Here is a 24,700-nt window from a genome sequence, read left to right on the forward strand (position 1 = left end):
GCGGCGTTGTCCTCCCCAGAAAGCTCCGCTTTCCGGGGACCCCGTCTTTTTTCAATGCTCGGGACGGCAGCGCCGTCCCTCCGCCAAGGTTTTCGCTGAGCGAAAACGCTTGTACGGCGCTTCCGCGCCGCCCCATCTGCGATGGGGCCCCGGCCACAACGCCGCTCACCCCAAGGCAATATCCCGGGTGGCGTAGGCGTTCAGCTCCAGGCCGGCTGTGCGGCCGGCCTGAAATTCATAAAATCCCTGACACCCGATCATAGCGGCGTTGTCGCCGCAGTATTTCAGCTCGGGCAGGAACAGGCGGTCGCCGCTCTCCTGGCAGGCGGCGGTGAGATCCGCCCGGATGCGGCTGTTGGCCGCCACGCCGCCGGCCACCGCCACCCGGCCGTACCCCCTCATACGGGCGGCGGCCATCACCCGGGGCACCAGGGACTCGCTCACCGCCCGGCCGAAGCTGGCGGCGAAGTCGGGCAGGTTCAGCTCCTCCCCCTTCTGCTGGGCGTTATGGATCAGGTTCAGGCTGGCGGTCTTCAGGCCGGAGAAGGACATGTCCAGGTCGTGGCCCGCCACGTGGGCCCGGGGCAGCTCATACCGGCCGTCATCCCCCCCATGTGCCAGGCGGTCCATGGGGCCGCCCCCGGGATAGCCGATGCCCAGCACCCGGGCCACCTTGTCAAAACACTCCCCAGCCGCGTCGTCCCGGGTCCCCCCCAGCACCTCCATGTCTGTGTAGGACTTCACGTCCACGATCAGGGTGGTGCCGCCGGAGACGCACAGGCACACAAAGGGGGGCTCCAGGTCCGGGTGGGTGATGTAGTTGGCGGCGATGTGTCCCCGCACGTGGTGCACTGGGATCAGGGGCAGGTCCAGGGCCATGGCCGCCCCCTTGGCGAAGTTTACTCCCACCAGCACCGCCCCGATGAGCCCCGGGGCGTAGGTCACCGCCACGGCGTCCAGGTCCTGTTTCGTCAGGCCCGCCTGGGCCACCGCCTGCTCCGCCAGGCCGGTGACCGCCTCCACATGCTTCCGGGAGGCGATCTCGGGCACCACGCCCCCGTAGATGGTGTGCATCTCGATCTGAGAGGCGATGCAGTTGGACAGCACGGTCCGCCCGTCCCGGACCACCGCGGCGGCGGTCTCGTCGCAGGAGGACTCAATGGCTAAGATATTCATAAAAAGGTTCCCCCTTTTCAGGCTGTCGAAAAAGCGGCAAGCCGCTTTTTCCAGTTTGCTTTCACAAAATTTTCACCGCAGAAGACCTTTCCCAATCGGCCGATTTACTCCGGCCGGCTCCACGGGATCTGCACGAACCGCCGGAACACAGCGACGGGAAAGTGCCCCTGATACAGGGTGCGGTAGGCCGCCAGCAGCTCCGGTTCCTCCCCGGGGCCGGCGGCCAGCAGGCGGTAGTGGACGCCGAACAGCCGGCTGTCAAAGCCCGCGTACCGGAACCCCGCCCGGCGGTAGAAGTCCAGGCGGCGCTCCTGGAGCGACCGCTCCCCCGGCTCCGCCGCCTCCGGGGCCTCCACCTCCGCCAGGATGGCCGCCCTCTCCCCGTAGATCCGGCGCAGCTGGGCCAGCATGCAGCTCCCCCAGCCCTGTCCCCGGCGGACCCGGGGCACCCCCAGGTAGTCCAGAAGGACCGCCCTTCCATCCACGGTCTGCCACAGCAGGGCGTAGGCCGTCAGCTCCTCCCCCTGATACAGGCCCCAGACCGGATAGCGGCCCGCCTGCATGTGCCGCTGGATGGTGCGCAGCGGCTTGAGCTCTGTGGGCGGGAAGGTCCTCTTCAGCTCCCGGCGGTAGAGGAGGCCCACCTCCTCCGGTCCTAGCGGCCTCAGCTCCAGCTCATGCATGCTCGGTTCCGATCCGCTGGAAATAGCGGGTCATGATGATGGCGTCCTCGGCGGGCTTGGTGTAATAATTCTTCCGCCGCCCCGCCTCCTCAAAGCCGTGCTTGCGGTACAGGGCGATGGCCGGGGCGTTGGAGGCGCGCACTTCCAGGGTGAGGAAGGCCAGATTGGCCTCCCCAAAGCGGCAGAACACGTCCAGCAGCTCGTCCGCCACCCCGTGGCGGCGGGCGTTGGGCTCCACCGCGATGTTGTCAATATACCCCTCGTCCAGCACCACCTGGAGCCCCGCGTAGCCAAGCACGCCTCCGTCCTCCGCCTCGGCCACGATAAAGCTGGCCTGAGAGTCAAAGAGGACCTCGGTGAGCATGGCCTCGCTCCAGGGGGTGGAGAAGCACTCCCGCTCCAAAGCGGCGATCTGTTCAATGTGGCTGCGGTCCATGGGCACGATGTTGTATTCCATGGAACAAACCCTCCCTTCCGGCCCGGGTACTCCGGTCCCGATATTTCATAAAATCTTCATGTTTATCCGCTTGTTATTTCTTATGTAATCCGGTAAAATGAAGGTAATGCCAGCTCCGGCCTTCCGCCGGCCCGTCTGTTGTTTTGTCTGCACCGATTTGTGCAGCCCAATTTTTTACAGAAAGGACTCCTGCTTACCATGAAAAAGGTCCTGACCCGACTTCTCTCCGCTGCCCTGCTGTTCGGTCTGCTCACCACGGGCGCGGCGGCGGCCACCCTTCAAAGCGGCCAGGCGGCTTATCAGCTCTCCCTGGACCCCTTGGGCACTGAGCCCTTCTCCTATTCGGATACGGAGACCTACTCCGCCACTCTGGTCCCCATCGGGACCCGGGTGAGCAGCGAGACCGGCGCCCTTCTGCTGGTGGAGATCTTCACCTACTCCGAGAGCAGCGGACACTGGGCCCTGGACTCCCTCCTGTCCGGTCAGAGTGATCTGGTGGTCCGGGATTCCGCCCATCTCTACCATGTGTCCACCCTCTCCGGCAGCGGCCAGAGCAGCGAGACCCTGGACCGGGGGATCTGGCTGAAGGCCCCAAGCCAGACCTCCGGGCAGCCCGTTTCCGTCACCGGCGAGCCGGTGGATGAGTGGGCCCTCAATCTGGTCAACCAGGCCATCGCCGGCGGGCTGATGCCCGACCATCTGAAGGGGCAGGACCTGCGGGAGCCCATCACCCGACTCCAGTTCGCCGCCCTCACCGTCCGGCTGTATGAGACGGCCAGCGGCCAGTCCATTGAAGCTCCCGGAGAGAATCCCTTCACGGACACCTCCGACCCGGAGGCGCTCAAGGCCTACTCCATGGGCTTTACCGCCGGCACCTCCGACTCCACCTTCGGCCCCGGGGAGCTTCTCACCCGGGAGCAGGCCGCCGTCATGCTCACCGCCGTTTACCGGGCCCTGGGCGGCTCCGTTCCCGACGGCACCCCCTCCTTCTCGGACGGAGGGGAGATCTCCTCCTGGGCCCAGAGCAGCGTGGCCTTTATGGCCCAGAGCGGCATCGTGGCGGGCTACGGCGACGGCAGCTTCGGCCCCCAGGACACCGCCCAGCGGCAGGCCTGCCTCATCATGGCCCTGCGCATCCTCCAGAACCAGACTCAGACCGCATAACAGAGCGGGGCTGTCCCCTCCCGTGCCGCCCCGGCACCGGAGACCAGCCCCGCTTTTTCGCTCTGCGCTTCCGTCCGGCCTCTCATCCAGGCCGGGCTTTTTTATAAGCTGGAGACCTTATAGACCACGCCGAACCCGGCCAGGAGAGTGAGCGCGCACACGATCCACTCCGCCCCCGCCGGGACGCCCGGGAAGATGGTGGGAATGGATGCCACCACAAAGCCCAGAATAATCAGGTAGGTGGCCCGGGGGTAGACCTGCATCAGATGCTCCAGCGCCTTGGTGGTGGCCACCACCCCCAGAATTCCCCCCAGCCCCAGGGGGATGAGGTACTCAAAATCTAGATTCCCGATGGCCTGAATGGTGGTGCTGTACATCCCCAGCACCAGCAGCAGGTAGGACACGCTGATCCCCGGCAGCACCAGGGCCACCGCCGCCACCACACCGGACACCACCAGCATGGCATAGCGCTCCAGGCCGCCGCCGCTCATCTGGTCCATGGTGGGCAGCTTGGCCAGCGCCCACACAATGATCATTCCCACCACCACATAGACCGGGACCCGCCAGTGAAAGGAGGTCACCCTGGCCTTCTGGAAGGTCATGGGCACGCTTCCGGCCACCGCCCCCATGAAGAAGAAGCTGGCGGGCTTGGGGAAGAGCTCCATCAGCTGGAGCAGGGGCTTGGACAGGAGGAAAATCCCCGCTCCGGCCCCCAGGCAGAAACAGAACAGCAGCCAGAAATTAGCCCGCTTGCTCTGAAAAAAGGTGCTCACCGCGTGGATCAGCCGGTCATAGACGCCCAGAATGATGCACATGGTTCCGCCGCTTACCCCGGGAACCAGCATGGTCCCCCCTACCACGGCCCCCTTGGCCGCTACGATCAGATGCTGCTTGAAATCCAAAGTGACGCTCCTGTCTGTTCTTCAAGAAGATTCTCCCCTGTGTCAGGGGCGAATGTCCTGTTCAAAATGGTCAATTTTATCTACTTTCCCGATGACCGCAATGATGTCCTCCGCCGCAAAGCGGTACTGGGGGGAGAACTCCACGTTTGTCTGGTGGTCCCGCTCCACGGCGATGATGTTGATGCCGTAGACCCGGCGCACATCCAGCTCCTGGATGCTGGCCCCGATCAGCTTTCCGCCCACCTGGATGCGCCGCACCTCCACGTCGTCGTCCAGAGAGATGTAGTCCAGCATGCTGCGGGAGATCAGCCGCTTGCCGATGCGCACGGCCATATCCGCCTCGGGGTAGACCACCGTGGCCCCCAGCTGCTTGAGCACCTCCCCGTGCTCCTGGCTGTTGGCCTTGGAGATCACGTGGGGAATGCCCATCTTGATCACCTGCATGGTGGTGAGGATGCTCACATCCAGCTGCTCCCCGATGCAGATGGTGACCGTGTCGCAGTTCTGCACGCCGGTCTCCTGGAGGCTCTCCTCGTTGAGCGTCCCCACCACAAAGGCGTAGTCGGTGTATTTCCGCACCGCCTTCACCTTCTGCTCATCCTTGTCCACGGCAATGACTTCCTGGCCCGCCTCGGCCAGCGTCTTCACCAGGGCGGTGCCGAACCGCCCCAGACCGATGACCCCGAACGAGGTCTCTGACTGCTTTCTTCTCATAGCGCTCCTATCCTATTGTAATCATTTCTTCGGTGTACCGGATGCTGGGGTCGGGCCGGTCGATCCACAGGGAGAACAGGGTAAAGGCCCCCAGACGTCCGATGTACATGGTAAATATCAGCACCAGCTTGCTGGCCACGCTCAAATCGGGGGTAATCCCGGTGGACAGTCCCACCGTGCCGAAGGCGGAGACCTCCTCAAACAGCAGCCGCACAAAGTCCAGCTCCGGCTCCAGCACGCACAGCAGGAAGGTCCCCACGCACACCACCACCACGGACAGCAGGGCGATGACTCCCGCCTTGTCGATGGCCTCTCCGGGCAGCGTCCGGTGGAAGCCCCCGGGCTTCTTCTTGGTAAAGACGGCCCGCACCTGCTGCATCAGGGCGAAGAAGGTGGTGGTCTTGATGCCGCCGCCGGTGGACCCGGGGGAGGCGCCGATGAACATGAGCAGGATCAGGGTAAACAGCCCCGCGTTGGTCAGCTCCCCCATGGAGTAGGTGGAGAAGCCGGCGGTGCGGGCGGACACGCTGTGGAAAAAGGCCCCCAGCCAGGTCATGTCCTCGGTGGCCTTCAGCAGCAGGGTGCCCGCGATCAGCAGGGCCGCCGTAGTGGTGATGACCACCTTGGAGTGGAAGGTCAGCTTCCGAAAGCTCCCGGCCCTGCGGATGTCCAGCATCACCAGAAAGCCCAGACCGCCGAAGATGATCAGGGCGCAGGTGACCAGATTCAGCAGCACGTCGCTCTGATAGGGGATGAGGTTCTGCATCCCGCCCAGGATGTCAAAGCCCGAGTTGTTGAAGGCGGCCACCGAGTGAAACACGCTGGTCCACAGGGCCCGGGGCAGGGGATAGTCCTGGGAGAAGGTGAGAAAGCTCAGGACGGCGCCCGCCCCCTCAAAGCACAGGGTCACTTTCAGCACCCACTGGATCAGCCGCACCATTCCCTGAAAGCTGTCCACATTCAGGGCCTCCTTCACCAGGGAGCGTCCCTTGATGCTCACCCGGCGGCCGGCGGCCAGAATCAGTCCCACGCCCACCGACGTGACCCCCAGGCCGCCGATCTGGATCAGTCCGGCCAGCACCGCCTGTCCAAACACCGTAAAGTTGTCATAGGCGTCCACCGCGATGAGGCCTGTGACGCAGACTGCACTGGTGGAGGTGAACAGCGCGTCGATATACGCCACCTCCACCCCCGGCCGGATCGAGATGGGCAGCATCAAAAGGGCGCTGCCAATCAGAATCACCGCCGCAAAGCCCAGGGCAATGAGCCGCCCGGGGGGCTGCTTTTTTAAAAACCGTATCATAGTACGAACTGGGCCGCCCGGCCGGAAGGCGGGACGGCTTCGTCCTCCTTTTCCATATGAACTCTTCCAGGCCTCAGCCGGTCAGGAATTCTTCATGACCACGCTCTCCACCGTGTCGGCCACGTGCTCGCAGGCGTCCACGCACTTCTCCAGATAGAGGAAGATCTCCCTCCACACGATGATCTCGATGGGATCGGTGCAGGTGGTGTGGAGGGTGCGCATGCTGTTGATGAACTGCTGGTCGGCCTCCTCCTCCAGGGTGTTGATGCGGATGATGTGGTCCCGCAGACCCTTGGAGCGCTTGAAGTCGGCGAACTCCTGGGCCATGAGCTTGGCCTCCTCACAGCAGCGGATCACCAGCCGGGACAGCTCCAGGGCCTCCGGCCGGATCTTCTGCACGTTGTTGCAGTAGACCCGCAGCAGCACGTCCTCGATCTTGTCGGTGACCTCGTCGATGTTCTGGCTGAGGAGGATGATGTCCTCCCGCTCGATGGGGGTGATGAAGGCCTTGGCCAGCACGTTGAGCAGCTCGTGCTTCTTGTCGTCGGCGGCGTGCTCGATGTTGTGCATCTCGTCCAGCGTCTCTTTGATCTGGGCGGGGTCAAACTCCCGCATGGACCGGTCCAGCAGCTGGGCCGCCTTGCAGGCGTCGTCCAGACAGGCCGTAAAGGTTTCAAAATAATATGCGTCTTGCTTCTTTGCCATTTCCGTCTCACTCCTGAATCAAATCTTCAAATGGGGACCCAAACAGAACCGGAACGCTCCGGAATCACAGGATGGTCATAAACAGCTTGGCCATCACAAAGCTGATGAGGCCGCAGCCGGGGAAGGTAAACACCCAGGTGAGCATCATGTCCTTGACCACGCCGAAGTTGATGGCGGACAGCCGCTTCACCGCGCCCACGCCCATGATGGCGCTGGTTTTGGTGTGGGTGGTGGACACCGGAATGCCGAACACGCTGGACAGCAGCAGGCAGAAGGCGCCGGCCAGGTCGGCGGAAAAGCCCTGGTACTTCTCCAGGCGGACCATGTCCATGCCCACCGACTTGATGATCTTCTCTCCGCCCACGCTGGTGCCCACACCCATGACCGTGCTGCACACGATCATCAGCCAGACGGGGATGATCACGCCCTCCACGCTGCTCTGGCCGTTGCTGAAGGCCACGCCCAGGAAGAGCACGCCGATGAACTTCTGGCCGTCCTGGGCCCCGTGCATGAAACTCATGGCGGCGGCGCCGAAGATCTCGCCCGCCTGGAAGAAGCGGTTGGTCTTGTGCCGGTTCATCCCGGCGCAGATCATCGTAATCAGCTTGCAGATCACCCATCCGGACAGGAAGCCCAGGGCCAGGCTCAGGAACAGGCCGTAGATGACCTTGATCCACTCGTCCGGGTTGACCCCGTCCAGGCCGCCGTGGATGGCGATGGCCGCGCCGGTGAGGCCGGCGATCAGGCTGTGGCTCTCACTGGTGGGGATGCCGAAGTAGGAGGCCCCCACGCTGTACACCACGATGGAGAACAGAGCCGCGCACAGGGCGATCTGCGCCTCGTGGGTATTGCTTCCAAAGTCCACCATGTTGCTGATGGTGGAGGCCACCGCGCTGTTGATGTGGGTCATGATGAGCACGCCCAGGAAGTTGAAGACAGCGCTGGTGATAATGGCTTTCCGGGCCCCCAGGCAGCGGGTGGTGATGCAGGTGGCAATGGCGTTGGGCGCGTCGGTCCAGCCATTGACGAAGATGACCCCCAGGGTCAGGAGAACGGTCACCAGCATGACCGGGTTTGTGGAGATCGCCTGTAAGAAATAAGAGAGCGAAACATCCATATCCATAGTCCAGCAAAACCCCTTTTATTTTTCTATGCCTTGTTTGAAAAGTGGAAATGTGCCCAACGACGAGGGATTTTCCGCCAGGCAAGGCAATTTGACGCGGCAATCCTTGGCGGATTGCAGGGAAAATGAACGCGGCATGGTGGGAAAAGACCCGCCGTTTTGGCATGTTGACATTTTCAAACATGACCCAGGAGCAAAAAAAGAGCAGGACCTCTTTCCCTCAAAAGTCCTGTCCATCTCCGGGGGAAAGGCGCTGAAATTCTCTTTCCCAAATTCTCTTTCCCATTCCGACGCTGTGAATCAAAGGAGGCGCAGTTTCCTGCCCTCTGCGACAGACTCTGCCTCGATATTCCAGCACATATACGATAGCATCAAAGGGACCGTTCGTCAATAGTAAAATGTATGTTAAGATGGGCGCGCTTCCTGTTAAGACCGGGTTCATTCCGCCGGTTTGGACCGCAGCCCTCCGCCGGAAATTTTGGTTGACAACGTAGACCTTCTGTGATATATTTGGTCTACAAAGTAAACTTCAAAAAGGAGGTGTGCGAATATGGCGGAGACGCTGCTCACCAACAGCGAGTGGTACGTGCTGGACTGTCTGTGGGAGCGCGCCCCCCAGACGGTCACCCAGCTGGTCCCCATTTTAAAGGAGAAGGTGGGCTGGGCCAAGAGCACCACCATCACCACCCTGCGCCGGATGGAGGACAAGGGGCTGGTCCGGGTGGAGGTCCAGGGCCGGGCCAAGCACTACTTCCCGGCGGTGGAGCGGGAGAAGGCCGCCCGCCAGGAGACCCGCTCCTTTCTGGACCGGGTGTACCAGGGGAGCGTGGGCCTGATGGTGTCCTCCATGGCCCGGGAGAAGGCCCTGACCAAAGAAGAAATTGAGGAGCTGTACGCCATTTTAAAGGAGGCGGAAGGAACATGATGGAGCTGCTCATCTCCTGGTGCGTCACCTCGTCCATTCTGGTGGCGGTCTTTCTGCTTCTGCGTGGGACACTGTTCCGAAAGCTGTCCCCCCGGGTGCGGTACTCCCTGTGGGGGGTGGTCCTCCTGCGGCTGCTGGTGCCCTTCCAGATTCCCAGCCTCTCCCTCCCCGCCTCGGCGGCGGACCTGGCGCCGGAGTTGCCCGTCTTGTCAAACCGCCCCCTCTCCCCGGACACCGCCATGGGCCATGCGGTCATCCCCTCCGGCCTGCTGGAGGAAAACGGCCTCACCATCGCTGACGACGGTACGGTGCAGGCCAGCCAGTCGGGCCAGGACGCCGCACTCTGGGAGCTCCAGGAAAACGGGGAGGTCTACATGTATTTCGGCGGCCCCACGCTAGACGACGTGCTCCGTGCCGCCGTGGTGATGGTGTGGGCGGCGGGGGCCGGCGGGGTCCTGCTGGCGGTGCTGGCCGCCAACCTGCGGTTTGCCCAAAAACTCCGCAGAAGCCGACGGCCTCTCCCCACGGCGGGCTGTCCCCTGCCGGTGTATGAGGCGGAGGGGCTGTCCTCCCCCTGCCTGTGCGGGGTGCTCCGCCCCGCCGTCTACCTCACTCCGGAGGCGGCGGCGGACGGAACAGTCCGCACCCATGTGCTCGCCCACGAGCTCACCCACTTCCGGCACAGGGACCACATCTGGTCCCTCCTCCGGTGCCTGGCACTGGCCCTCCACTGGTATAACCCCCTGGTGTGGGCGGCGGTCGTGCTGTCCAAGCGGGACGGGGAGCTGTCCTGCGACGAGGGGACCATCCGGCGGCTGGGGGAGGGTGAGCGCATCTCCTACGGCCGCACGCTGATCGGGCTGGTGGCCCGGCGGTCCGGGGCGGGCGGGGCGCTGTCCTGCTCCACCACCATGACCGGAGGAAAGAAAACCGTCCAGAGGCGGATCACTCAGCTGGTGAAACAGCCGGAGACAAAGAAAACCGCCCTCTTTCTGGCGGCGGCCGCCCTGGCCCTGGCGGCGGTGTTTGTGTTTGCAGGGCAGTCGGACCAGCAAGCCGCTTGGCGCCGATTTCAAAATGCGGCGGCCTCCGCCGCGGCTATTTGCTATGGTCCCCCCACGTTCTCCAGCCAATTCTGGCCTGCCGACATTACCGATGCCGACCTGCTGGAGGAGGCCCGGAGCCTGCTCTTGGACGCCCAGCCTGCTTCCCGCTCCCCGGACGCCGACTGGAATCAAGCTGTCTTGCATGCTTCCTCCCTTATTCTGATGCCTGAATTGAATGAGGCCTATGACTATTTTCTGGTTCCCTTCCAGGGGGACACCTACATTCTAACCCCCGCCCAATGGGACGCGGAGGCGTACACCCCTGTGGCCGTGCTGGAGGACCAAAATGTGATTTCTGCCTTGGAAGATTTAACCCGAACCCAGTATGAGCGGAACCAGGAACAGACGGAATCGGAGTCCGGCTTCTCCCCGGAGGGACTGACTTTTTCTTCCTCCGGCGGCAGCTTTGACCAGGTGGCTCAGGATTTCGGCGCGGCCCTGGCCCAGGCCTATCTGGACCTCTCCACTGACGACCCCAAAGCCGTCGTCTTTGCGCAGACCGGCTCCTGGGAAATTACCCAAACGCTCCCCGAAGACGGGGACCGCTTCTGCGTGCGCCTGTCCCTGGTGGTGCAGCCCCTGGCCCCCAACACCGTCTACTGGATGGCGGGCGCCGGCCTGGATCTAACGGAGGACGGCCGCTGGCTGGATACCCACGAGTACCGTCTGGAGCGGGTGGAGGGGGATACCTGGATCTGCGCCGAATACGGCGGCTCCATCAATCTGCCCGGGGAAGATACTACTGTCCAAAACGCTGGGGCGCAGACTTCTGACTCAGAAACATGGACCGACGGACTCTCCTTTTCCGGCCTCGCTCCCGGAGGGGAAGCGGTTCGCTCTGAGGCGGTCCAAATCCCAGAGGGCGGAGCTGATTTTATCTATACCATTACCTATGCCCGGCCAAGTTTAACCCTTGAGGCCGGTCTGCGGGGAATCGATGGAACGGAGTACCATCAAAGGGTCGAGGACGGGGATGCCCATGGCACACTGGAGGACATACCCGCCGGAATCTACACACTGTTTGTCCGGAATGTGGGGGACTACACCCATTTCCCCTCCTATCAGGACGGTTCCGGCGATTATGCCGCCACAGGTGCTATCAATTTCTATTTTGGAACTGACACCAATTCGCCAGCCGAGTAGGCCCTTCGGCAAAATAGGGTACCGCATGTGTCGATCGGTCAATCAATTAAGGCAAGTCCGGCCCAGGTTGTGAGGACACAGACCGGGCCGGGCTTATCTTTGCTTTTCGCACTCAAATAGAACACCGCGCCATTCGCCTGTAGGGCGCGACGACCTCGGCGCGCCCAGTGGTCGCGCCCTACTGTTTCCCCCGCTCTGCCGGGCACCTTCTTTTTACAGGCTCGGTATTTTAAGGTTGATGCCGTCTCTCCCACCGCCGCGCCAGGGCCAGGGCGGCCAGGGCGGCCAGGGAGCCGATCAGCGCCCCCGCCAGCACGTCGCTGGGGTAGTGGACCCCCACGTACAGCCGGGACAGGCCCATGCACACGGCGCTGACCACCGCGGCGACCCGGGCCCACCGGGCCGAACAGGTCCCCGCCCAGGCCAGGCCGGCGGCAAAGGCGGCGCAGGTGTGCCCCGAGGGGAAGGAGTTGGGGTCCCCGGAGGTGAGCAGGGGGACGAGTCCCTCCACCACCGTGTAGGGCCGTGGCCGCTGGATCAGGGGCTTCACCGCCACATTGGTGCACAGGAACCCAATGGCCAGCGCCAGCAGAGACGCCGCCCCCACCCTCCGGGTGGGCCTCCAGCACAGCAGGGCCAGAGACAGCACGATCCACAGCAGCCCCCCGTTGCCCAGGGTGGTGTAAAACTCCACCAGGGGGTTGAGCCACCCCTGGCGGACCGTCTCCTGAATCCACAGCAGAATGGTCTCGTCCACAGTTTGTATGATTTCCAGCATGGATTTTTGGGACCTCCTCCCTTGACCCCGCATACCGGGGCCGATATAATAAGTAAGGAATATCAGTATCTTTTTTTACACGGTTTTAACCGTGTCTGCGTATTATACCTGCTTTTTCCGCTCCGCGCAAGGGCGTTTTGGAGCGTGTTTTCCTAGGAGGTCCCCATTGAAACAGATCGTCTGTCTCTCCAACGAGCCCTGGAGTCCCTCCCCCGGGCGCACCCAGCAGCTGGTGGCCCGGCTGAAGGACGTGCAGGTGCTCTACTTCTCCCCCGCTGAAAGCTGGCGGGACCAGCGCTTCCGGGGCAAGGGCCGGGCGGTGAAGCCCAACATCACCACCTACACTCTGCCCCCGCTCCTCCTCCCGGTGGACGAGCGGTACGGGGAGCTCTTTCAGCTGGGCCAGCGGAAGCTGGCCCGGTACATCGCCGGGAAAATGGCCAAGCACCGGTTCCGCTCCCCCCTGCTGTGGACCACCTGCCCGGAGCAGGTCCACCTGCTGGACCGGCTGGACTACGACGCTCTGGTGTACGACTGCGACCGGGAGTGGGACGACCTGCCCCCCGCCTGGGAGGGAGTGCTCTCCTCCACCGCCGACGTAGTGTTCGCCGCCTCCCAGGGGCTGGCCGACCGGCTCTCCCCGTGCAGCAGCAACATCGCTCTGCTGCCCAACGGGACCGCCTACCCTCTGTTCGCCAAGGCGGCCCGGCCGCCGGAGGACCGCCCGCCCCGGCGGGCCGCCCCCACCTTCGGGTGGGCGGGGACCATCCACTCCGACCTGGACCTGTCCCCCGTCCTGCACGCCGCCCACGCCCATCCGGAGTGGAATTTTCTGCTCCTGGGCCGCCGGGAGCCCAACCCCCTGGTGAAAAAGCTCAAGCGGCTGCCCAACGTGTCCTTTCTGCCCCCCTGTCCCCAGATGGAGGTGCCCGCCTACCTGGCCCGGTGCCAGGTGCTGATGGACTTTCTCCGGGAGGAACAGCCGGACAGCGACGTGATCCCCACCCGGATGTACGAGTACCTGTCCACCGGGCGGCCCATCGTGGCCATGCTGTGGCCCGACCAGATCGAGCCCTTCCCCGACGTGGTGTACGGGGCACACACCGGCCAGGAGTTCGTCACCCTGTGCGAGCACGCCCTGGAGGAGCTCCCCTCCCTGGTCACCCAGCGCCGTCTGGACCACGGGGCCCAGGCCGCCTGGTCGGTGCGGGCCGGGCGGGTCTCCCGCATTCTGGCCACCGCGGGACTGCTTTGACCGCTCTTGTGCAGGAGGCCGCCAACTTTTTTGTCTGAATCGGCGTTCCCCATTGTTCAAGCCTACGAATTTCCGCCGTCCTCTTGCAAACCCCATGTTTTTTCGATAAAATAGGTTCCTAAAACGATGCGTGTTGGGGGGTAATTCCATGGTCCTGGAGGGACTGTGCGGCTTTTCCCGGGCAGGATGGTCTGCCCTGCGCCCCGGCGCGCCCAAATTTGAGAAGTAACCTACCCTCAGGCTGTCTGTACCCGCAGGCAGCCTTGGATTTTTTCCGCCTGGAGCTATATTTGCGCAGGACGGCTTTAAACCGCCTCCGAATATGCCCCGCCGCGGGAAAACAAGAAAGGAGCGTCTTTTTATGAAAAAGGTAGCTGTCATTATGGGCTCCGACTCCGACTGGCCGGTGGTCAAAGGGGCCTGCGCCCAACTTCAGGAGTTCGGCATCCCCTATGAGGCCCACATCCTGAGCGCACACCGCACCCCCGCCGCCGCCGCGGAGTTTGCCCGGGGGGCCCGTCAGAACGGCTTCGGCGTGCTCATCTGCGCCGCCGGCATGGCCGCCCATCTGGCCGGAGCCTTCGCCGGAAACTCCACCCTGCCCGTCATCGGCATCCCCATGAAGGGGGGCGCCATGGACGGCCTGGACGCCCTGCTGGCCACCGTCCAGATGCCCAGCGGCATCCCCGTGGCCACCGTGGCCATCAACGGGGCCAAGAACGCCGCCGTGCTGGCCGCCCAGATTCTGGCGGTCTCCGACGACGAACTGGCCGCCAAGCTGGACGAGGCCCGGGAGAAGATGGCCCAGCAGATCGCCGAGAAGGAAGCCAAGCTCCAGGCGGAGCTGTAAGCCCCATTTCGCCTTCGGCGAAATCATAGATATCCGTCCGGCGCAGCCGGACACCATAATTCTTCATTCTTAATTCTTCATTCTTAATTGTTGGAAAGGAAGGTCTACTATGAACAAGATCGAGCAGCTGTATGAGGGCAAGGCCAAGAAGGTCTACTCCACCGAGGACCCCAACGTGGTCATCGTGTCCTACAAGGACGACGCCACCGCTTTTGACGGCCTGAAGAAGGGCACCATCACCGGCAAGGGGGCCATCAACAACCAGATGACCAACTACCTGATGCAGCAGCTGGAGAAGGCCGGCGTGCCCACCCACTTTGTGGAGGAGCTCAGCGAGCGGGAGACCGCCGTGAAGAAGGTGTCCATCGTGCCCCTGGAGGTCATCATCCGCAACATCTCCGCCGGCTCCTTCGCCAAGCGCTACGGCGTGGAGGAGGGCATCGTGTTCGACGAGCCCACCATCGAGTTCTCCTATAAGAACGACGATCTCCACGACCCCCTCATCAACAGCTATCACGCCGTGGCCCTGAAGCTGGCCACCTGGGACGAGATCGACACCATCAAGAAGTACGCCTTCCAGGTCAACGACTTCCTGAAGAAGACCCTGGCCGAGTGCGGCGTCACCCTGGTGGACTTCAAGCTGGAGTTCGGCAAGACCGCCGACGGCGCCATCGTGCTGGCCGACGAGATCAGCCCCGACACCTGCCGGTTCTGGGACTCCAAGACCGGGGAGAAGCTGGACAAGGACCGCTTCCGCCGGGACCTGGGCAATGTGGAGGGCGCCTATCAGGAGATGGCCCGCCGGCTTTTGGGGAAATAAGCTGCTGCGCAGCTTATTTCCCAGATAGGAGATGGGAGTGATGAGATAGGAGTTATGGGGCTCGCTGCGCGCGCAGTTTCAAACGTCCGGCTCCGCCGGACACCTCAACTCCTATCTTCTATCTCCTAACTCCTATCTTTCCAACGCACCAACGCACACGGACCAATGAGGGTCCTGAGGAATACAAACAAGTTCAAGGAGGAACTTCATGGGCGGCTTTTTTGGCGCAGTAGCACACCAGGACGTGACCCTGGACATTTTCTTCGGAGTGGACTACCACTCCCACCTGGGGACCCGCCGGGGCGGCATGCTCATCCACGATGAGCAGGACGGCTTCCAGCGGCAGATCCACTCCATTGAGAACACTCCGTTCCGGACCAAATTTGAAAAGGACCTGACCGAGTTTCACGGCCAGAGCGGCATCGGCTGCATCAGCGATACCGACCCTCAGCCTCTGCTGGTGCGGTCCCACCTGGGGCTTTACGCCATCACCACGGTGGGCATCATCAACAACGCGGAGGAACTGATCCAGAATTACTTCGACCACCACGGCAATCAGTTCATGGCCATGAGCTCCGGCAAGGTCAACTCCACCGAGCTGGCCGCCGCCCTCATCAACCAGAAGGACAACCTGGTGGACGGCATTCTCCACGCTCAGGAGATGATCCAGGGCTCTCTCACCCTGCTCATCCTCACCGAGAAGGGGGAGATCATCGCCGCCCGGGACCGGGTGGGCCGCCTGCCGGTCCTGATCGGGCAGAAGGAGGGGGCCCACTGCGTCTCCTTTGAGTCCTTCGCCTACCACAAGCTGGGCTACACCGACGCCTATGAGCTGGGGCCCCAGGAGATCGTGCGCATCACCGCCGACGGGTTCGAGACCCTCTCCCCCGCCGGGAAGGAGATGAAGATCTGCGCCTTCCTGTGGACCTACTACGGCTACCCCAACTCCAACTACCAGGGCATCAACGTGGAGGTCATGCGCTACCGCAACGGTGAGATCATGGCCCGGGACGAGATCAGCCGGGGCGCCCTGCCCAAGGTGGACTATGTGGCCGGCGTGCCCGACTCCGGCCTGCCCCACGCCATCGGCTTCGCCAACCGCAGCGGCAAGCCCTTCGCCCGGCCCTTCGTGAAGTACACCCCCACCTGGCCCCGCTCCTTCATGCCGGCCAACCAGGAGGTGCGCAACCAGGTGGCCAAGATGAAGCAGATCCCCGTCCCCGAGCTCATCGAGGGCAAGAAGCTGCTGTTCGTGGACGACTCCATCGTCCGGGGCACCCAGCTGCGGGAGACGGTGGAATTCCTCTATGAGTCCGGGGCGGAGGAGGTCCACATGCGCTCCGCCTGCCCCCCCATCATGTACAGCTGCAAATACCTGAACTTCTCCCGGGGCAACTCGGACATGGACCTGCTGGCCCGCCGCACCGTCCAGGAGCTGGAGGGGGACGAGGGACAGCAGCACCTGGAGGAGTACGCCGACGGCACCAGCGAGCGCGGCCAGTGCATGCTCAAGACCATCTGCGAAAAATTCGGCTTCACCTCCCTGGGGTACCAGTCCCTGGACGGCCTGCTGGAGGCCATCGGCCTGGACCGGGACAAGGTGTGCACCTACTGCTGGAACGGCAAGGAATAAACGCGAAGCGTTTATTCCAGATAGGAATTAGGAGATATGAGATAGGAGATATTCTCTCCTGGATACGAAAACTCCTATCTCCTATCTTCTATCTCCTATCTAATTTTGGAGGGTTTAAGTATGAAAAATTCTCACTCTGAGTCTTACGCCGCCGCCGGTGTGGACGTGACCGCCGGCTATGAGGCGGTGGAGCGCATCAAGCCCATGGTGGAGTCCACCTACATCCCCGGGGTGATGGGCACCCTGGGCGGCTTCGGCGGCATGTTCGCCCCCGATCTCACCGGCATGAAGAAGCCGGTGCTGGTGTCCGGCACCGACGGCGTTGGCACCAAGCTGAAGATCGCCTTTCTGATGGACAAGCACGACACCGTGGGCATCGACTGCGTGGCCATGTGCGTCAACGACATCGTGTGCGGGGGCGCCGCTCCCATGTTCTTCCTGGACTACATCGCCTGCGGCAAGAACCACCCCGCCCGCATCGCGGACATCGTCTCCGGCATCACCGAGGGCTGCCGTCAGGCCGAGTGCGCCCTGGTGGGCGGCGAGACCGCCGAGATGCCCGGCTTCTACCCCGAGGAGGAGTACGACCTGGCCGGCTTCTCTGTCGGGCTGGTGGACGAGGAGAAGATCATCGACGGCAAGAAGCTGGCCCAGGGGGACGTGCTCATCGGCCTGGCCTCCTCCGGCGTCCACTCCAACGGCTTCTCCCTGGTGCGGAAGATCTTCGACGTGGAGCACGCCGACCTGAAGACCCCCCGGGACGACCTGGGCGGCAAGAGCCTGGGCGAGGCCCTGCTGGCCCCCACCCGCATCTACGTGAAGGCGGTGAAGGCTCTGCTCAAGGGCGGCGTCGACGTCCACGCGGTGAGTCACATCACCGGCGGCGGCTTCTATGAGAACGTGCCCCGCATGATGACCGGCGGCCTCACCGCCCAGATCCACCTGGACTCCTTCCCCCGCCTGCCCATCTTCGACCTGATCCAGAAGACCGGGAACATCCCCGAGCGGGACATGTACAACACCTTCAACATGGGCATCGGCATGGTGCTGGCCCTGCCCGCCGCCCAGGCCGCTCTGGCCCTGGAGATCCTGTCCGCCGCCGGCGAGACCGCCTATCAGATCGGCGAGGTGATCTCCGGCGAGGACGGCGTGAAGCTGGTCCCCTGAATTTAGATAGGAGTGAGGAGATATGAGATGGAAGATATTTCCTTCTATCTGCCGCAACTCCTATCTTCTATCTCCTATCTCCTATCTTCTATCTCCTATCTCAATTTTGTCTCCTATCTTGATTTACAGGAGGTTTGTCTATGCCTAAGCGCATTGCCGTACTGGTCTCCGGCGGGGGGACCAACTTACAGGCCCTCATTGACGCCCAGGCCCGGGGGGAGATCGTCAATGGCGAGATCGTCCTGGTGATCTCCTCCACCCCCAGCGCCTACGCCCTGGAGCGGGCGGCCAAGGCGGGCATCCCCAGCTGTGTGGTGGCCCGGAAGGAGTACCCCTCCAACCAGGCCATGACCGTGGCCCTGGTGGACAAGCTGAAGGAGGCCCGGATCGACCTGGTGGTGCTGGCCGGATTCATGGTCATCCTCACCGGGGAGATGGTGCAGGCCTATCCCAACGCCATTTTGAACGTCCACCCCGCTCTCATCCCCTCCTTCGCCGGGCCCGGGTGCTACGGCCTCCACGTCCACGAGAAGGCCCTGGAGTACGGGGTGAAGCTCACCGGCGCCACCGTCCACTTTGTCAGCGAGGAGTGCGACGGGGGCCCCATCGTCTCCCAGAAGGCGGTGGAGGTTCTGCCCGACGACACCCCGGAGGTGCTCCAGCGCCGGGTCATGGAGCAGTGCGAGTGGCAGCTCCTGCCCCAGGCGGTGTCCCTGTTCTGCCAGGATCGCCTGAAGGTGGAGGGCCGCACCGTCCGGGTGTTGGAAAATGCAGAATGCGGAATGCAGAATGCAGAATGATATTTCGTTCTGCGGAACCTTTATTTCCAAGTTCCAGCTCATTTGTGGGTTCCCGCCCCGCAGGGGCGGGAACCCCAAGGAAAAATCGGGAATTTTACAAACGAAGCACGCGGTGTAACTGACGGAAGTGGAATCGACCACGGGGAGCATCGCCTCTGAATTGCCGACCGTCTGGGCGCACCGTTTTCAAAAACGCGGTGCGCCCTTTTTGCCGGGATCACCGCAGGAAAGGAGGCGCCTATGTCCATTCAGACCATTCTGGCGGCGGGCTTCTGCCTGCTGGGCGGCGTCATGCTGCTGATTGCCGGCCAGCTGTTCCACAGCGACCTGCCCCTCATTTTCGGATTGCTGCTGACCCTGATGGGGGCCAGCCCTCTGGTGATCCAGCTGGTCAGAAGCTATCTGTCCTGGTATCACAAATTTCCCATCACACCCACAGACGATCCCAAAAAGGAGGACTAATCAAATGAAAACCCTGGATCTCAACGAAATTCTCAACAGCCACCCCTACCCCGGCCGTGGCATCGTCCTGGGCCGCTCCGCCGACGACAAGAAGGCGGTCATCGTCTACTTCATCATGGGCCGCAGCGAGAACAGCCGCAACCGCATCTTCGAGGCCACCGAGGACGGCATCCGCACCAAGGCCTTTGACGAGAGCAAGATGACCGACCCCTCTCTTATCATCTACCACCCGGTGCGCGCCCTGGAGGACGGCACGGTCATCGTCACCAACGGGGACCAGACTGACACCATCCGGGACCACATCCTGGACGGCCACTGCTACCGCCACGCCCTGAACACCCGGGAGTTTGAGCCCGACGGCCCCAACTACACCCCCCGCATCTCCGGCGTGCTCAAGCCCGACTACACCTACAACCTGTCCATCCTCAAGAGCCTGGACGGGGACCCCTCCTGCTGCTGCCGGTACTACTACGAGTATGACAACCCCAAGGCCGGGGTGGGCCACTTCATCCACACCTACCAGGAGAACGCCGAGCCCCTGCCCTCCTTTGAGGGGGAGCCCCGCCGGGTGGCCATCACCGCCCCCAGCGCCCAGGCCCTGGCCCAGGAGGTGTGGGCCAATCTGAATGAGGACAACAAGGTCTCCCTGTTTGTCCAGTACATCGACCTGGCCTCCGGCGGGAAGGATACCGTGATCCTCAACAAGCATCAGTAACCGGCACCTGCCGCCCGCAGGCGGCAAAATTCCTCTCAGACAAAAAGGAGGCCCTTCATGTCTCTCACCGATCCCATTTTGCAATTTCAGCAGACCCGCGCCCGGGTCCCCTTTCAGCCCCCCACGGTGTGCACGGCCGAGACCTTCCCCATCCTCCTGGCGGGGGTGCCCGCCCTGCGGAAGGTCCCCGGCCTGGCCACGCTGGAGGACGCCGGGGAGGATTACTTCACCTCCATCCCCTACTGCCTGAGCGGGGAGGACCGGCAGAAGACCCGGGAACACCTGGAACAGGTCTACGGCATCACCGGCCGGGACAGCATGATCGCCTTCTGCCAAAATGAGCTGTGGGTCCACCCGGAGTACCTGGACTTTGAGTCCTTCTGGGAGGGGCGGCCCGCCTTCCCCCTGGACGAGCTGAATCCCGGCGCCCGGGCGGCCTTCCAGCGGCTGTCCGGCTTCGCCCGCCAGTTCCAGCCCTTTGTGGGCCGCCGGGGCTTCCTGGCCTGGGACATCAGCGAAACCCTGGGACACCTGCGCATAGCCTGCGCCTGCGACCTGATCTCCCCTGAGGAATATAGAGAGCTCTCCCAGCACTGGGTGGAGCAGGCCGCCGCCTTCCACAGCTGGGACGAGTACGCCGTGGGTCTGGTGTGCGGAGCCGCCTACTGGGCCTTCCGCATGGGCGGGGACCAGGGGGCGGAGGACGCCGCCGCCTACCTGGACCTGAACCTGCGGCTGGTGGAGCAGCTGCTGGGCAGCAAGCAGGCCTGGGCGGGCCGCATGTGGCGCCGCCCCCAGGGAAAGGCCTACAAGCTCTCCCCGCCTGAGATGCGGGCGCTGCTCCAGAACTGGGAGGGGCCGGACGGCTGTCTGGCCACCGACCACATCACCGTCCTGGGGAAGAAAGTGGGCTACTGCTACCGGGAGAAGCCGGACCAGGACTACCCGGACAGCGGCTGGCGGTTCTTCTCCGGGGAGGAGACCGACGAGTACGCCAACGATGTCAACAATGTGGGGGTCTACTCCCTGAACACCATCTGCAACTATGACCCGGACATCCTCCCCCTCCTCACCGCCCCCTACGGCACCGCCTACGCCCGGGGGGAGGACGGGAAGTTCCACGCTGAGTCCTTTGAGGCGCCGGAGCCCTGATCCTGTAGGGGCGGCGATCAGCCGCCCGCCCCCCGTTTTCTTTCATACACCACGGGCGGATGGTATCCGCCCCTGCACACGCACATGATCTTCCGCCACAACCACAATCTCAGATACAGAAAGGATGACCTGCCATGACCGAACTGGAACTGAAATACGGCTGCAACCCCAACCAGAAGCCCGCCCGCATCTTCATGGAGAACGGGGAGCTGCCCCTGAAGGTGCTCAACGGCAAGCCTGGGTACATCAACTTCATGGACGCCCTCAACTCCTGGCAGCTGGTGAAGGCCCTGAAGAAGGCCACCGGCCTGCCCGCCGCCGCCTCCTTCAAGCACGTCTCCCCCGCCGGGGCCGCTCTGGGCCTGCCCCTCACCGACGTGGAGCGGCACATCTACTTCGCCCCCGAGGGGGAGCTCTCCCCCATCGCCTGCGCCTACATCCGGGCCCGTGGTGCCGACCGGCTGTGCTCCTTCGGGGACTGGGCCGCCCTCAGCGACGTGTGCGACGCGGACACCGCCCGCTTCCTGGCCCTGGAGGTGTCCGACGGCGTCATCGCCCCCGGCTACACCGACGAGGCCCTGGAGATTTTAAAGACCAAGCGCAAGGGCGGCTACAACGTGGTGGAGATCGACCCCAGCTACGAGCCCGCCCCCATCGAGCGCCGGAACATCTACGGCATCACCTTCGAGCAGGGCTACAACAGCCTGGACATCAACGAGGAGATGCTCCAGAACATCGTCACCGAGAACAAGGAGCTGCCCCAGCAGGCCAAGCACGACATGCTCCTGTCCCTCATCACCCTGAAATACACCCAGTCCAACTCTGTGTGCTACGTGAAGAACGGCATGACCATCGGCGTGGGGGCCGGCCAGCAGAGCCGCATCCACTGCACCCGTCTGGCGGGCAACAAGGCGGACATCTGGTGGCTGCGCCAGCATCCGAAGGTCCTGGGCCTCCAGTTCGTGGACAACATCCGCCGCCCCGACCGGGACAACGCCATCGACCTGTACATCTCCGACGAGTACGAGGACGTGCTGGCGGAGGGGGTGTGGCAGAACACCTTCAAGGTGAAGCCCGAGGTGCTCACCGCCGAGGAGAAGGCCGCCTGGATCGCCCAGATGTCCGGAGTCACCGTGGGCTCCGACGCCTTCTTCCCCTTTGGGGACAACGTGGAGCGGGCCCGGAAGTCCGGCGTGCAGTACATCGCCCAGCCCGGCGGCTCCATCCGGGACCAGCAGGTCATCGACACCGCCAATAAGTACGACATGGTGATGGCGTTTACCGGGATCAGACTGTTCCACCACTAAACGCCTCTAGGGGGGACGTTGTCCCCCCTAGAGGCGGCGGCGGTTCCCAAGGAAACCGCCGCCGATACCCCCCTCGCCTTTTCACAGAAAAGGCGGTCCTGGCCGCCGCGGCCAGGGGTCGTGGTGTCCTACGGCGAAGTGAATTCGCCTTCGGACTTTTTTAAATTTTTTCCGCCTGCGGCGGAAACTCTGCGAGGCTGGGCGGCCTGCGGCCGCCTTTGCCCCATATTTTGTAGGGGCGGTCTCTGGCCGCCCGCTCGAGAGGAGCGTATTATGAAAGTTTTAGTGGTTGGAGGCGGCGGGCGTGAGCACGCCATCTGCTGGAAGCTCGCCCAGAGCCCCAAGGTGACCGAGTTATACTGCGCCCCCGGCAACGGGGGCATCGCCCAGGTGGCCCAGTGCGTGCCCATCAAGGCCACCGATGTGGAGGGCATGGTGCAGTGGGCCAAGGACAACGCCATGGACTTCGTCATGGTGGCCCCCGACGACCCCCTGGCCCTGGGCATGGTGGACGCCCTGGAGGCGGCTGGCATCCCCGCCTTCGGCCCCCGGGCCAACGCGGCCATCATTGAGGCCAGCAAGGCCTTCTCCAAGGAACTGATGAAAAAGTACCACATCCCCACCGCCAAGTACGAGACCTTCACCGATATGGACGCCGCCCTGGCCTATGTGCGCGCCGAGGGGGCCCCCATCGTGGTGAAGGCGGACGGCCTGGCCCTGGGCAAGGGCGTGGTGGTGGCCTCCACCGTGGAGGAGGCCGAGACCGCCGTGCGGGAGATGATGGAGGGCCACAAGTTCGGCGACTCCGGCAGCACCGTGGTCATCGAGGAGTGCATGGTGGGCCCCGAGGTCACCGTGCTGGCCTTCTGCGACGGGGAGCACCTGGTCCCCATGCTGTCCTCCCAGGACCACAAGCGGGCCTACGACGGCAACCAGGGCCCCAACACCGGCGGCATGGGCGCCTTCTGCCCCTCCCCCAAGTACACCCCGGAGATCGCCCAGCGGTGCATGGAGGAGATCTTCCTGCCCACCGTGGCCGCCATGAAGGCGGAGGGCCGGCCCTTCAAGGGTGTCATCTACTTCGGCCTGATGCTCACCCAGGACGGCCCCAAGGTGGTGGAGTACAACGCCCGCTTCGGCGACCCGGAGACCCAGCCCCTCCTGTCCATGCTGGACACCGACCTGATGGACATTTTCCAGGCCTGCGTGGACGGCACCCTGGACCAGCTGGAAATCAAGTGGAAGGACGGCGCGGCCTGCTGCATCGTGCTGGCCTCCGGCGGCTACCCGGTGAAGTACCAGAGCGGCTACCCCATCTCCGGTCTGGAGGAGGCGGGCAGGCTGGCCACCGTGTTCCACGCGGGCACCAAGATTGGGGAGGACGGCGCGGTCCTCACCGCCGGCGGCCGTGTCCTGGGGGTCACCGCCACCGGAAAGGACCTGGAGGACGCCATCGCCAAGGCCTACGCCGCCTGCAAGCCCATCTCCTTCCAGGATATGCACTTCCGCACCGACATCGGAAAGGTATGACGCCGTTGGAGATTCAAGGCATCGTATTTGACGTGGACGGGGTGCTGTTCGACACCGAGCGGCTCACCCATCAGACCTGGAAGACCGTCAGCCGGGAGATGGGCTGGCCCCAGGTGGGGGAGGCCTATCTGGAGTTCGTGGGCCAGAACCGGACGGACATCTTCCGCAAAATGGTGGAGCTGTTCGGGGTCGAGTTCCCCAAGGAGACCTTTATGAAGGTGTGCTCCGCCTACTCCCAGGCCCGCATGGAGCGGGAGGGCGTACCCATGAAGCCGGGCGTCCGGGAGATCCTGGCCTTTCTCAAGGAGCGGGGCATCCCCACCGCCCTGGCCACCTCCACCGGCCGGCCCCGGACGGAGCGGCGCATGGAGATGACCGGCCTCGGTCCCTATTTCTCTGCCATCATCACCGGGGACCAGGTGGTGCACAGCAAGCCGGACCCGGAGATCTACCTCCTGGCCTGCCAGGCGCTGGGCACCGAGCCGGGGCACACCATCGCCGTGGAGGACTCCCGCAACGGCATCCTCTCCGCCTCCCGGGCGGGGATGCAGGTCATCATGGTCCCCGACATGATCCCCCCCACCCCAGAGCTGGAGGACCTTCTGTTTCGCCGCTGCACCGACCTGCTGGAGGTACGGGAGCTGCTGTCCCAGATTTTGTCCCAGTGAGAGACAGCGCCAAAGCCACGGCTTTGGCGCTGTCTCAGCTTGTCAAAAAACCCCTGTATAGGTGAATCCGCTCAAGTTAGGGCGGGGGAGCTCGAGGGGGCGGCAGCCCGCCTCGAGTGGGATCGAATGCCCTGAATGCCTTGTATGACAAGGCGTTCAGCG

At 63.6% G+C, this 24,700-nt stretch carries 24 protein-coding genes and 1 riboswitch; of the genes, 15 read left to right on the forward strand and 9 right to left on the reverse strand.

Going from position 1 to position 24,700, the window contains the following annotated elements; all coding sequences use genetic code 11:
* Window positions 1–165: 165 nt before the first annotated feature.
* The 3 genes from tsaD to rimI form a co-directional block, all read right to left on the reverse strand.
* Window positions 166–1,176, reverse strand: coding sequence for a tRNA (adenosine(37)-N6)-threonylcarbamoyltransferase complex transferase subunit TsaD (tsaD, locus tag B5F19_RS12760; protein WP_087291055.1), 1,011 nt, complete (start codon window positions 1,174–1,176; stop codon window positions 166–168).
* Window positions 1,177–1,280: 104 nt separating this feature from the next.
* A complete protein-coding gene (locus tag B5F19_RS17210; protein ID WP_140394232.1) occupies window positions 1,281–1,859 on the reverse strand; it encodes an N-acetyltransferase in 579 nt (192 codons plus the stop codon).
* Window positions 1,852–2,316 (reverse strand): ribosomal protein S18-alanine N-acetyltransferase, encoded by a 465-nt coding sequence (gene rimI, locus B5F19_RS12770; RefSeq protein WP_087291059.1) that lies wholly within the window; start codon window positions 2,314–2,316, stop codon window positions 1,852–1,854. Before rimI ends, B5F19_RS17210 begins: the two co-directional genes overlap by 8 nt.
* Before the next feature lie 198 nt (window positions 2,317–2,514).
* Between rimI and B5F19_RS12775 the strand changes: the two genes are divergently transcribed.
* On the forward strand, window positions 2,515–3,480 hold the full coding sequence (locus B5F19_RS12775; RefSeq protein WP_087291061.1) for an S-layer homology domain-containing protein: 966 nt from the start codon (window positions 2,515–2,517) through the stop codon (window positions 3,478–3,480).
* A 101-nt stretch (window positions 3,481–3,581) separates the two neighbouring features.
* On the opposite strand, the gene B5F19_RS12780 is transcribed toward B5F19_RS12775, so the two are convergent.
* From B5F19_RS12780 to B5F19_RS12800, 5 genes are all read right to left on the reverse strand, one after another.
* On the reverse strand, window positions 3,582–4,382 hold the full coding sequence (locus B5F19_RS12780) for a DUF368 domain-containing protein (protein ID WP_242972810.1): 801 nt from the start codon (window positions 4,380–4,382) through the stop codon (window positions 3,582–3,584).
* A gap of 42 nt (window positions 4,383–4,424) precedes the next feature.
* A complete protein-coding gene (locus tag B5F19_RS12785) occupies window positions 4,425–5,096 on the reverse strand; it encodes a TrkA family potassium uptake protein (RefSeq protein ID WP_087291063.1) in 672 nt (223 codons plus the stop codon).
* Between the two features lie 7 nt (window positions 5,097–5,103).
* Window positions 5,104–6,399, reverse strand: coding sequence for a TrkH family potassium uptake protein (locus B5F19_RS12790; RefSeq protein ID WP_087291065.1), 1,296 nt, complete (start codon window positions 6,397–6,399; stop codon window positions 5,104–5,106).
* 81 nt (window positions 6,400–6,480) lie between these two features.
* On the reverse strand, window positions 6,481–7,104 hold the full coding sequence (locus B5F19_RS12795) for a DUF47 family protein (protein ID WP_087291068.1): 624 nt from the start codon (window positions 7,102–7,104) through the stop codon (window positions 6,481–6,483).
* Window positions 7,105–7,168: 64 nt separating this feature from the next.
* A complete protein-coding gene (locus tag B5F19_RS12800; protein WP_087291100.1) occupies window positions 7,169–8,221 on the reverse strand; it encodes an inorganic phosphate transporter in 1,053 nt (350 codons plus the stop codon).
* Between the two features lie 556 nt (window positions 8,222–8,777).
* Between B5F19_RS12800 and B5F19_RS12805 the strand changes: the two genes are divergently transcribed.
* Both B5F19_RS12805 and B5F19_RS12810 read left to right on the forward strand, forming a co-directional pair.
* The gene (locus B5F19_RS12805) at window positions 8,778–9,152 is read left to right on the forward strand and encodes a BlaI/MecI/CopY family transcriptional regulator (RefSeq protein WP_087291070.1); all 375 of its coding nucleotides are present in this window, start codon (window positions 8,778–8,780) and stop codon (window positions 9,150–9,152) included.
* Window positions 9,149–11,401 carry a M56 family metallopeptidase gene (locus B5F19_RS12810; protein ID WP_087291072.1) on the forward strand — a complete coding sequence of 751 codons (2,253 nt, stop codon included), beginning with the start codon at window positions 9,149–9,151 and terminating at the stop codon, window positions 11,399–11,401. Before B5F19_RS12805 ends, B5F19_RS12810 begins: the two co-directional genes overlap by 4 nt.
* A 229-nt stretch (window positions 11,402–11,630) precedes the next feature.
* Here B5F19_RS12810 and B5F19_RS12815 read toward each other — a convergent pair whose 3' ends face one another.
* Entirely contained in the window at window positions 11,631–12,179 is a 549-nt protein-coding gene (locus tag B5F19_RS12815; RefSeq protein ID WP_087291074.1) for a phosphatase PAP2 family protein, read from the reverse strand.
* Between the two features lie 166 nt (window positions 12,180–12,345).
* On the opposite strand from B5F19_RS12815, the gene B5F19_RS12820 reads away from it, so the two are divergent.
* The 12 genes from B5F19_RS12820 to B5F19_RS12875 all read left to right on the forward strand — a co-directional run bounded on the left by B5F19_RS12820 (window position 12,346) and on the right by B5F19_RS12875 (window position 24,538).
* On the forward strand, window positions 12,346–13,434 hold the full coding sequence (locus B5F19_RS12820; protein WP_242972811.1) for a hypothetical protein: 1,089 nt from the start codon (window positions 12,346–12,348) through the stop codon (window positions 13,432–13,434).
* A gap of 361 nt (window positions 13,435–13,795) precedes the next feature.
* A complete protein-coding gene (gene purE, locus B5F19_RS12825; protein WP_087291076.1) occupies window positions 13,796–14,284 on the forward strand; it encodes a 5-(carboxyamino)imidazole ribonucleotide mutase in 489 nt (162 codons plus the stop codon).
* Window positions 14,285–14,393: 109 nt separating this feature from the next.
* Entirely contained in the window at window positions 14,394–15,104 is a 711-nt protein-coding gene (gene purC / locus B5F19_RS12830) for a phosphoribosylaminoimidazolesuccinocarboxamide synthase (RefSeq protein WP_087291078.1), read from the forward strand.
* A gap of 208 nt (window positions 15,105–15,312) precedes the next feature.
* A complete protein-coding gene (locus B5F19_RS12835; RefSeq protein WP_087291080.1) occupies window positions 15,313–16,737 on the forward strand; it encodes an amidophosphoribosyltransferase in 1,425 nt (474 codons plus the stop codon).
* Between the two features lie 120 nt (window positions 16,738–16,857).
* Window positions 16,858–17,904 carry a phosphoribosylformylglycinamidine cyclo-ligase gene (gene purM, locus B5F19_RS12840; RefSeq protein WP_087291082.1) on the forward strand — a complete coding sequence of 349 codons (1,047 nt, stop codon included), beginning with the start codon at window positions 16,858–16,860 and terminating at the stop codon, window positions 17,902–17,904.
* 140 nt (window positions 17,905–18,044) lie between these two features.
* A complete protein-coding gene (purN, locus tag B5F19_RS12845; protein ID WP_087291084.1) occupies window positions 18,045–18,704 on the forward strand; it encodes a phosphoribosylglycinamide formyltransferase in 660 nt (219 codons plus the stop codon).
* 104 nt (window positions 18,705–18,808) lie between these two features.
* A riboswitch (ZMP/ZTP riboswitch) is annotated at window positions 18,809–18,888 on the forward strand.
* A gap of 56 nt (window positions 18,889–18,944) precedes the next feature.
* Window positions 18,945–19,166, forward strand: coding sequence for a hypothetical protein (locus tag B5F19_RS12850; protein WP_087291086.1), 222 nt, complete (start codon window positions 18,945–18,947; stop codon window positions 19,164–19,166).
* A 4-nt stretch (window positions 19,167–19,170) separates the two neighbouring features.
* Window positions 19,171–19,881 carry an IMP cyclohydrolase gene (locus B5F19_RS12855; RefSeq protein ID WP_087291089.1) on the forward strand — a complete coding sequence of 237 codons (711 nt, stop codon included), beginning with the start codon at window positions 19,171–19,173 and terminating at the stop codon, window positions 19,879–19,881.
* Between the two features lie 57 nt (window positions 19,882–19,938).
* Entirely contained in the window at window positions 19,939–21,033 is a 1,095-nt protein-coding gene (locus tag B5F19_RS12860; RefSeq protein ID WP_087291091.1) for a DUF2185 domain-containing protein, read from the forward strand.
* A gap of 134 nt (window positions 21,034–21,167) precedes the next feature.
* Complete coding sequence (locus tag B5F19_RS12865) at window positions 21,168–22,340, forward strand: phosphoribosylaminoimidazolecarboxamide formyltransferase (RefSeq protein ID WP_087291093.1); 1,173 nt, start codon at window positions 21,168–21,170, stop codon at window positions 22,338–22,340.
* Window positions 22,341–22,613: 273 nt separating this feature from the next.
* Window positions 22,614–23,870 (forward strand): phosphoribosylamine--glycine ligase, encoded by a 1,257-nt coding sequence (purD, locus tag B5F19_RS12870; RefSeq protein ID WP_087291094.1) that lies wholly within the window; start codon window positions 22,614–22,616, stop codon window positions 23,868–23,870.
* Window positions 23,871–23,875: 5 nt separating this feature from the next.
* Window positions 23,876–24,538, forward strand: coding sequence for an HAD family phosphatase (locus B5F19_RS12875; protein WP_162612578.1), 663 nt, complete (start codon window positions 23,876–23,878; stop codon window positions 24,536–24,538).
* Window positions 24,539–24,700: the final 162 nt, after the last annotated feature.

The organism is Pseudoflavonifractor sp. An184, from assembly GCF_002160305.1.
Classification (GTDB): domain Bacteria; phylum Bacillota; class Clostridia; order Oscillospirales; family Oscillospiraceae; genus Lawsonibacter; species Lawsonibacter pullicola.

What these genes read in the sequence shown, in the direction of transcription:
- tsaD (WP_087291055.1), bottom strand. Translation starts at nt 1,176, where the DNA reads ATGAATATCTTAGCCATTGAGTCCTCCTGCGACGAGACCGCCGCCGCG.
- B5F19_RS17210 (WP_140394232.1), bottom strand. Translation starts at nt 1,859, where the DNA reads ATGCATGAGCTGGAGCTGAGGCCGCTAGGACCGGAGGAGGTGGGCCTC.
- rimI (WP_087291059.1), bottom strand. Translation starts at nt 2,316, where the DNA reads ATGGAATACAACATCGTGCCCATGGACCGCAGCCACATTGAACAGATC.
- B5F19_RS12775 (WP_087291061.1), top strand. Translation starts at nt 2,515, where the DNA reads ATGAAAAAGGTCCTGACCCGACTTCTCTCCGCTGCCCTGCTGTTCGGT.
- B5F19_RS12785 (WP_087291063.1), bottom strand. Translation starts at nt 5,096, where the DNA reads ATGAGAAGAAAGCAGTCAGAGACCTCGTTCGGGGTCATCGGTCTGGGG.
- B5F19_RS12790 (WP_087291065.1), bottom strand. Translation starts at nt 6,399, where the DNA reads ATGATACGGTTTTTAAAAAAGCAGCCCCCCGGGCGGCTCATTGCCCTG.
- B5F19_RS12795 (WP_087291068.1), bottom strand. Translation starts at nt 7,104, where the DNA reads ATGGCAAAGAAGCAAGACGCATATTATTTTGAAACCTTTACGGCCTGT.
- B5F19_RS12800 (WP_087291100.1), bottom strand. Translation starts at nt 8,221, where the DNA reads ATGGATGTTTCGCTCTCTTATTTCTTACAGGCGATCTCCACAAACCCG.
- B5F19_RS12805 (WP_087291070.1), top strand. Translation starts at nt 8,778, where the DNA reads ATGGCGGAGACGCTGCTCACCAACAGCGAGTGGTACGTGCTGGACTGT.
- B5F19_RS12810 (WP_087291072.1), top strand. Translation starts at nt 9,149, where the DNA reads ATGATGGAGCTGCTCATCTCCTGGTGCGTCACCTCGTCCATTCTGGTG.
- B5F19_RS12815 (WP_087291074.1), bottom strand. Translation starts at nt 12,179, where the DNA reads ATGCTGGAAATCATACAAACTGTGGACGAGACCATTCTGCTGTGGATT.
- purE (WP_087291076.1), top strand. Translation starts at nt 13,796, where the DNA reads ATGAAAAAGGTAGCTGTCATTATGGGCTCCGACTCCGACTGGCCGGTG.
- purC (WP_087291078.1), top strand. Translation starts at nt 14,394, where the DNA reads ATGAACAAGATCGAGCAGCTGTATGAGGGCAAGGCCAAGAAGGTCTAC.
- B5F19_RS12835 (WP_087291080.1), top strand. Translation starts at nt 15,313, where the DNA reads ATGGGCGGCTTTTTTGGCGCAGTAGCACACCAGGACGTGACCCTGGAC.
- purM (WP_087291082.1), top strand. Translation starts at nt 16,858, where the DNA reads ATGAAAAATTCTCACTCTGAGTCTTACGCCGCCGCCGGTGTGGACGTG.
- purN (WP_087291084.1), top strand. Translation starts at nt 18,045, where the DNA reads ATGCCTAAGCGCATTGCCGTACTGGTCTCCGGCGGGGGGACCAACTTA.
- B5F19_RS12850 (WP_087291086.1), top strand. Translation starts at nt 18,945, where the DNA reads ATGTCCATTCAGACCATTCTGGCGGCGGGCTTCTGCCTGCTGGGCGGC.
- B5F19_RS12855 (WP_087291089.1), top strand. Translation starts at nt 19,171, where the DNA reads ATGAAAACCCTGGATCTCAACGAAATTCTCAACAGCCACCCCTACCCC.
- B5F19_RS12860 (WP_087291091.1), top strand. Translation starts at nt 19,939, where the DNA reads ATGTCTCTCACCGATCCCATTTTGCAATTTCAGCAGACCCGCGCCCGG.
- B5F19_RS12865 (WP_087291093.1), top strand. Translation starts at nt 21,168, where the DNA reads ATGACCGAACTGGAACTGAAATACGGCTGCAACCCCAACCAGAAGCCC.
- purD (WP_087291094.1), top strand. Translation starts at nt 22,614, where the DNA reads ATGAAAGTTTTAGTGGTTGGAGGCGGCGGGCGTGAGCACGCCATCTGC.